A 7099-nucleotide genomic window follows, 5' to 3' on the forward strand; every position below is an offset into this window, starting at 1 on the left:
CGCGCCGCGAACCGCACGAATAATGACCCGAGACCTTAATCCTCAAACGGATCGGTCACAAGTATCGTGTCGTCTCGCTCAGGACTTGTAGACAGGAGAGCGACGGGCGCCCCGATCAACTCTTCGACCTGGCGGACATACTTGATTGCCTGGGCCGGCAGATCGGCCCAGCTGCGGGCGCCGACCGTCGATTCCTTCCAGCCTTCAAGCGTGATGTAGACCGGTTCGACGCGAGCCTGCGCACCCTGGCTGGCGGGAAGATGATCGATTTGCTCACCGTCCAGCTTGTAGCCGACGCAGATCTTCAGTTCTTCCAGGCCGTCGAGAACATCGAGCTTCGTCAGCGCGATCCCGGTAATACCGTTGGTTGCAACCGACTGGCGGACGAGCGCCGCATCGAACCAGCCACAACGACGCTTACGGCCGGTTACGGTGCCGAATTCGTGGCCCTTTTCGCCGAGGAACTGGCCAATGTCGTCATGCAGCTCCGTCGGGAACGGACCCTCACCAACGCGCGTCGTATAGGCCTTGGTGATGCCGAGGATGTAGCCGAGCGATCCCGGCCCCATGCCCGAACCGGCAGCAGCCTGACCGGCAACCGTGTTCGAGGACGTCACGAACGGATAGGTGCCGTGGTCGATGTCGAGCAGGCTGCCCTGCGCGCCTTCGAAGAGGATGCGGGCGCCCTTGCGGCGTTCCTTGTCGAGGAAAAGCCAGACGGTATCGCGGTAGGGAAGCACCCGATCGGCAATCGACGTCAGTTCCGTCATGATCGTGTCGTGGCTGACTTCAGCGACGCCAAGCCCGCGGCGCAGCGCATTGTGATGCGTCAGGATGCGGTCGACCTTGCCCGGCAGCGTATCGAGATCGGCGAGATCCATCACGCGGATGGCGCGACGGCCAACCTTGTCTTCATAGGCCGGACCGATACCGCGGCGCGTGGTGCCAATCTTCGTGCCGCTATTGGAGGCTGCATCTTCGCGGTAGGCATCGAGCTCGCGGTGCAGGGAAAGAATGAGCGTCGCGTTGTCGGCAATGCGCAGGTTCTCGGGAGAAATCTTCACGCCCTGCTTCTCCAGCTTCTCGATCTCGGCAATCAGCGCATGCGGATCGACGACGACGCCGTTGCCGATTACAGCCATTTTGCCGGGACGCACGACGCCGGATGGCAAGAGCGACAGCTTGTAGCTGGTCCCGTCGATAACCAGCGTATGGCCTGCATTGTGTCCGCCCTGATAGCGCACAACGATGTCCGCACGTTCCGAAAGCCAATCGACAATCTTGCCTTTGCCTTCGTCACCCCATTGCGAACCGACCACGACTACGTTCGTCATTCACGTCTTCCTGTTAAAGGCGGATTTAACCGCACCCTTCTCAAACCCGCGCATCTATAATGCTTTGTTACCGGGAAAGCGACCCTGTTATGCCGCCGGAATCGGCTTTTTACGTGACAAATCAGCCATCATCGGGCTATTGGCCGATCATACCCTGAGGTTGAGAACCACATTCCCGTCATCGGAAAGAATCGCCTGTGCAGGTCGCCGCTTATATTTCTCTCGTCGTCGCAGCGCTGTGCTGGGGCGGAAACGCGGTGGCGGGCAAGCTCGCGCTTGGGCACGTCAGCCCAATGATGCTGACGTTTCTGCGCTGGTTCCTTGCAACAGCACTCATCGCCGCCGTTTCGGTACCGCAATTGAAGCGCGACTGGCCGATCGTCCGCAAGAATCTGCCGCTGCTTTTCTTTTACGGCGTCGTCGGCTACACGCTCTTCAACGCCATGCTTTACTCCGCCGTCAAGTATACGACCGTGATCAATGTTGCGATCGAGCAGGCCGGCATTCCAATGCTGATCTTCTTGCTGAATTTCGTCTTCTTCCGGACAGGCGTCTTTACGGCACAAATCGTCGGCTTCGCCATGACACTCGGCGGCGTCGCATTGACCGCCGCGCATGGCGAGCTGACGACTCTGCTGCAATTGGGCCTCAACCGCGGCGATGGGCTCATGCTGATCGCTGTCGCCGCCTATTCGGTCTATACAATTTTTTTGCGCTGGAAGCCGCCGCTCGATTGGCGCACGCTGATGGCTATCCCCGCGCTCGGCGCGACCCTGACCGCAGTGCCGCTTCTCATTTGGGAAAGCACACAGGGTGCGGTACAGCTACCGGATAACAAGGGCTGGCTGATTGCCTTCTACACGGCGATCTTCGCCTCCTTGCTTGCGCAGATTCTCTATATCAAGGGCGTCGAAACAATCGGCGCAAATCGCGCCGGGCTCTTCATCAACCTCGTGCCGGTCTTCGGAACGCTGTTGTCGGTGGCCCTGCTTGGCGAGCGCCTTCAGCTCTTCCATGTGGTCGCGCTTGGGCTGGCCTTGGGCGGCATCGCCATCGCCGAGAAAGGTCGCCCCCAGAGAGCTGCCTCGACCGCCCCTGCCTCGCCTATGGACTAGCCAAGTTCCAGCGTCGTGACGCCGAAGACGTTCTTCAGTGGAACGACCGGCGCTGTTCCCCGATACATCCGAGCGGTTTCGAAGACCGGCACCAAGCCCATGCTCTCGGCAAGCTCGACTGCCTCGCCATTGCTGGTCGGAATATCGATGAAGACCTTCGCTCCCTTGGCATGAGGCGCCAGCAGCGAAAGCAACGCTGCAGCACTATCCTTGTCGGCCGCAAACAGCGGGCCGATCTTGTAGCCTTCATAGCAACGACGGATGGTTCCGTAGCCGCGAATCTTGCCACTCTTGCGCACCACAGCCGAGTGCCGGTCCTTGCGCGTTGCACACCACGACGCCACAAACGACGGCCGCGGAGCCGGAAAGATCGTCGCGTCATAGCGCAGCAATCCGTCAAGCTTGTCCGATACGGCATGTGCCAACAGCGTTGATTTCGGCACGGCAGAAATCATACCGCCATACCGAACCGTCCTATAGGCCTCTTCGAAGCCCGCCTTGCGGTAACTGTCCTGCTGCGCGGGGACACCGTCCAGGCCAATGCTGCGACCTTGCGCAGACATCATTCCGACATTCCAGATGGCTTTGCCGTAGCCCTTACCCCTAAAATCCGGATGGACGATATAAAGCCCAAGGAAGGCGAAATCCTCGCCGTACTTCACGACAGAAATCGAGGCGACCGGCACCTCCCCGAGCACGCCAACGAAGAACCCGGACGGGTCCGCATCGTGGAAGGCAATTGAATCGTCGAGGCCGGGATTCCATCCCTCCTGACGTGCCCACTCGAGCACTAGCTCTAACTCACCGGGTCGCATCGGGCGAACGGCAAACTCCGAATTCATACAACGTCCCTAAATCAGATCGACCGCAAGCAAGCACCTGCGAAACAAATAAAGATCAAAGTCCAACAGCCGTAAAGACAGCCGACGGCGAAGCAACATGTTCACGGCTAAGGCGATCTGCAGCGATCGTCATGAAGCACGACCCGAAATTCTTCGCATCGCAATCATCATGGAACAGCGAGATTACAATCTCAAGATAATTACTTAAGAGAACATGAAGACGCGGCCAGCTTCAGAATTAGAGACCCATAGCCTGTTCGAAAAGTCTTGTAAGGCCGTCGCATTCGCAGCATGCCAAAATGAAGACACCTACGAGATGGCGATGACCTCAAGCTCTTGACCCCCGACACCGACCACATCTCCAACGGTTTTGCCGATGAGAGTTCTTGCCACCGGCGATACGAAGGAAATCGATCCGGCTTTGGGATCAGCTTCGTCCTCTCCCACGACCCGATATGTCTGCACGCGCCCGTCGTCTCGGCTGAAGGTCACGGTGCTTCCAAAGGCAACGGTACCAAATGAAATCGGATCAGGGATAACCTGCGCCGTGCGGACCCGTGCAGCAAAGTAGCGTAGATCCCGCAACGGGTTCGCGGCCTGCCGGCGTCGTTCGTTCACGTCTTCGATTGTGCTCGCAGCATCATAGGCCTCGCGAGCTTGCTGCAGCTGCAATTCCAGAGCCTTCAATCCCGCTTCCGTAACGAGGTTCGGATGCGGCGAAATTGGACGGTCAGGCAAAAGCGTTTCTGAAGCAGCTTCGGCACTTTCTTCTTTGACGAAGGCAACACTCAATTTCGAAACTCCGCTTTGGTACTCTCTGTTGTCTCGCAGCGCATGTGATAGGTGCGGATTGATCGGAACCGCGCATACCCAGCAATAGCCCGGCGACACCGACCCGTTGGTGCCGCCGCAATCGACCTTATACCATCTCTTTCAATGGGCACAGCGGCCACCAGAACGACGACCTTACTCTTGCCTTCCAAACGAGCCGCCGCAAAACGCCTTGCCCGTTTCGGCGAATCCCACTCGTTGCCTACCAAATATCCCCGCCCGCTCCTGATCTTCGCTCGTGAAGCCGCCAATAAAGAACTCCCGCAACAAGGCGCCAACAACGCCGGTGCCCAACGCCAGAATGGCCATGATACCGAACACCAGGCCTTTTCTCGGATAGGACGGCTCGATCGGGGCGAGTGGATTATCCCCCTCCGCATTCGAATGAGGCCCATCGGATGGCCGATGGGCCATCCGACAAGAGCCGCCTAGCGATATGGCTCGAAGAACCTGTGAATGGCGTCGATTTCGTTCTGCCGGATATCGTGCCCGCCTGCATGCCATTCCGTCGTGACAGAAGCATTCTGGGCTCCGAAATAGTCGACCAAGGCCCTCGTGACGGGCGCAGGGCTGATCGGGTCGCGCTCACCGGCGGTGATCAGTATCTTGCGCCCAGCCAGTGCGGTGTTCGCCTTCGGCTGAAACGGGATCAGCGGATGCATCAGCACCGATGCATCGAACAGTCCCTTATCGATCAACACGTTGGCAAGAATATTTGCCCCGTTGGAGAAGCCAAGTCCGAGGATATCGGTCGCCTCATGTTCTTTCGCCAGCGTTCCGACAAAAGCGACCATCTTCTCCGTTGCGCGGGCAAGGTCTGTCATGTCGTAGACGCCCTCGCCAGTGCGTTTGAAGAAACGCGCCGCACCAAACTCCGAGACGTCGCCGCGCGGCGAGACGATCGTCGATTCCGGCAGCAGGCGCCGCGCGAAATCGAAGAACTGGTTTTCGTCGCCGCCCGTTCCGTGCAATACGAACAGGATGGGCTTTCCAGGTGCACCGACCTGCAGCCGGTGCACATAGCTGTTATCGGTCATCGCGCGTCTCCTTACGCTTCAAGTGGCTGCAGGTGCTGCTCGATAAGAGCGCGCAGGTGCTGATGCTGCTGTGGCAGCTTCAATGCTTCGCCAAGATGCGCAGTGTCCTCGTCACGGTTGAAACCCGGCTCGTTGGTCGCGATCTCGAACAGGATGCCGCCCGGCGTACGGAAGTAGATCGCCCAGAAGTAGTCGCGATCGATGACGGGCGTCACCTGATAGCCAGTGTCCATCAAAGCCTTGCGTACTTCGAGCTGCTTCTCGCGGTTTTCTACGGCGAAGGCGACATGGTGGACTGAACCGGCACCCGGCAAAGCGCGTGAAACGTTCGGCATCATTTCAAGATCGACGAGATGCGCGCCATTTCCACCCGGAATGGTCAGACGCTTGACGCCATCGCGTTCTTGCTGGACTTCGTAGCCCATGAACTTCAGCAGTTCCGACGTGGCACCGTCATCGCGCAATCGCATGGCAACCGAGTGGAACCCGCGGATCGCATGATCCTCGCTGATGCCGCCGTGCGTCCAGGGCAGCCGATTGTCATCCTTGACTTCGACAAGGGCAAAACCGTCGCCATCAGGACCGGCAAAGTTCAGGCGCTTTTCACCGAACGTTTCCTCGGTTTTCAGACCGGTGACCTCAAGTTTGTTCAGGCGATCGCTCCAAAAGCCGACCGAGCCCTGCGGGACCGAGAAAACCGTGGTTCCGACTTCGCCGGTTCCAGGGCGACCCTGCGGCATCTTCGGGAACGGGAAGTATGTCATGATCGTGCCGGGCGCACCGGTCTCGTCACCATAATAGAGGTGATAGACGTCGGGCGCGTCGAAATTCACGGTCTTCTTTACGCGGCGCAGGCCGAGCACGTTGGTGAAGAACTGGTTGTTAATGCGGGCATCCTCCGCCATCGATGTGACGTGGTGGAGGCCCTTAATTTGGTCGAGCATTTGAGACCCCTTTCTTGCCCGCCTCGCGGGCTTCGGATGGGGTATAGATGATCGCTAACGGCCAATCGGAATAGTCCCGTCGACCGGAACGCATTGTCTCTTTTTTGTGAACGACAAGATAAAATCGTTCAGAAAGAGCCTAGACATCATGTGGGGCCGCAGGCAGCTGCCAATCGATCGGCAGCCGGCCGCGTGCCTGTAAAAAGGCATTAGCCTTGGAAAAATGGCCGCAGCCGAAGAACCCGTTGTGCGCGGAAAGCGGTGATGGATGCGGCGCTTTCAACACCAGATGACGTGACGTGTCCACGAAGGCGGCTTTGCGCTGGGCATAGGAGCCCCAGAGCATGAAGACGACGGCATCACATTCATCATTGACCTTGCGGATGACAGCGTCGGTGAAGCGCTCCCAGCCCTTGCCCTGGTGCGACGCAGCCTGGGCCTCCTCAACTGTCAGGACACTGTTCAGCAACAGGACGCCCTGGCGCGCCCAATATTCCAGAAATCCGTGCCGAGCCGGCGGAATGCCCAGATCGCTCTGCATTTCCTTGTAGATATTGACGAGCGACGGTGGGATTCGAACGCCCGGTCGAACGCTGAAACAAAGGCCATGCGCCTGGCCGAGCCCGTGATAAGGATCCTGCCCCAAGACAACAACCTTGACGTCCGCCAGCGGCGTCAGGTCAAGGGCGCGGAAGTACTCCGATCCCTTGGGAAATATCCGCTTGCCTCCCTGTTTCTGGGCGGCGAGGAATGCCTTGAGCTGCTGCATGTAAGGACTAGCGAATTCGCCGGCGAGAGCCTCTCTCCAGCTTTCCTCCAACGCAATCGACTGTTCATTCATGGACGGTCCCTCGTCCGCTTGGATGCGCTTTCAGCTTGCCTCGAAGCGGGAATTGGCAGACATTTTATTGTTCGCCGGGGTTCACTATTTACGAACGCTGAGTAGATTGCGGTCGAATCGCTGGCGAATTCAAGCGCATCCGGGGGCTTATTCAG

At 58.6% G+C, this 7099-nt stretch carries 8 protein-coding genes; 1 reads left to right on the forward strand and 7 read right to left on the reverse strand.

The window, feature by feature from the left end; translation table 11 throughout:
• Positions 1 to 35: 35 nt before the first annotated feature.
• Entirely contained in the window at positions 36 to 1334 is a 1299-nt protein-coding gene (locus K9B32_RS24545) for an adenylosuccinate synthase (RefSeq protein ID WP_224566979.1), read from the reverse strand.
• A gap of 197 nt (positions 1335 to 1531) precedes the next feature.
• On the opposite strand from K9B32_RS24545, the gene K9B32_RS24550 reads away from it, so the two are divergent.
• Positions 1532 to 2449, forward strand: a complete 918-nt coding sequence (locus K9B32_RS24550; RefSeq protein WP_224566981.1) for a DMT family transporter — start codon at positions 1532 to 1534, stop codon at positions 2447 to 2449.
• On the opposite strand, the gene K9B32_RS24555 is transcribed toward K9B32_RS24550, so the two are convergent.
• From K9B32_RS24555 to ung, 6 genes are all read right to left on the reverse strand, one after another.
• Positions 2446 to 3291, reverse strand: coding sequence for a GNAT family N-acetyltransferase (locus K9B32_RS24555; RefSeq protein WP_224566983.1), 846 nt, complete (start codon positions 3289 to 3291; stop codon positions 2446 to 2448). The two genes, K9B32_RS24550 and K9B32_RS24555, sit on opposite strands and share 4 nt — an antisense overlap.
• 309 nt (positions 3292 to 3600) lie before the next feature.
• Complete coding sequence (gene greA, locus K9B32_RS24560) at positions 3601 to 4083, reverse strand: transcription elongation factor GreA (protein WP_224566997.1); 483 nt, start codon at positions 4081 to 4083, stop codon at positions 3601 to 3603.
• Positions 4084 to 4257: 174 nt separating this feature from the next.
• Positions 4258 to 4443 (reverse strand): hypothetical protein, encoded by a 186-nt coding sequence (locus K9B32_RS24565; RefSeq protein WP_224566985.1) that lies wholly within the window; start codon positions 4441 to 4443, stop codon positions 4258 to 4260.
• Positions 4444 to 4550: 107 nt separating this feature from the next.
• Positions 4551 to 5159, reverse strand: a complete 609-nt coding sequence (locus K9B32_RS24570) for an alpha/beta hydrolase (RefSeq protein WP_224566987.1) — start codon at positions 5157 to 5159, stop codon at positions 4551 to 4553.
• Between the two features lie 11 nt (positions 5160 to 5170).
• Positions 5171 to 6103, reverse strand: a complete 933-nt coding sequence (locus tag K9B32_RS24575) for a VOC family protein (RefSeq protein ID WP_224566989.1) — start codon at positions 6101 to 6103, stop codon at positions 5171 to 5173.
• Between the two features lie 139 nt (positions 6104 to 6242).
• Positions 6243 to 6944: a uracil-DNA glycosylase gene (gene ung, locus K9B32_RS24580; protein WP_224566991.1), complete on the reverse strand. Its 702-nt coding sequence runs from the start codon at positions 6942 to 6944 to the stop codon at positions 6243 to 6245.
• Between the last annotated feature and the right edge of the window lie 155 nt (positions 6945 to 7099).

This window comes from Rhizobium sp. 3T7, assembly GCF_020166565.1.
In the GTDB taxonomy this organism is placed as follows: Bacteria; Pseudomonadota; Alphaproteobacteria; order Rhizobiales; family Rhizobiaceae; genus Rhizobium.

Coding starts and splice junctions, on each gene's coding strand:
- K9B32_RS24545 (WP_224566979.1), bottom strand. CDS start 1,334: ATGACGAACGTAGTCGTGGTCGGTTCGCAATGGGGTGACGAAGGCAAA.
- K9B32_RS24555 (WP_224566983.1), bottom strand. CDS start 3,291: ATGAATTCGGAGTTTGCCGTTCGCCCGATGCGACCCGGTGAGTTAGAG.
- K9B32_RS24570 (WP_224566987.1), bottom strand. CDS start 5,159: ATGACCGATAACAGCTATGTGCACCGGCTGCAGGTCGGTGCACCTGGA.
- K9B32_RS24575 (WP_224566989.1), bottom strand. CDS start 6,103: ATGCTCGACCAAATTAAGGGCCTCCACCACGTCACATCGATGGCGGAG.
- ung (WP_224566991.1), bottom strand. CDS start 6,944: ATGAATGAACAGTCGATTGCGTTGGAGGAAAGCTGGAGAGAGGCTCTC.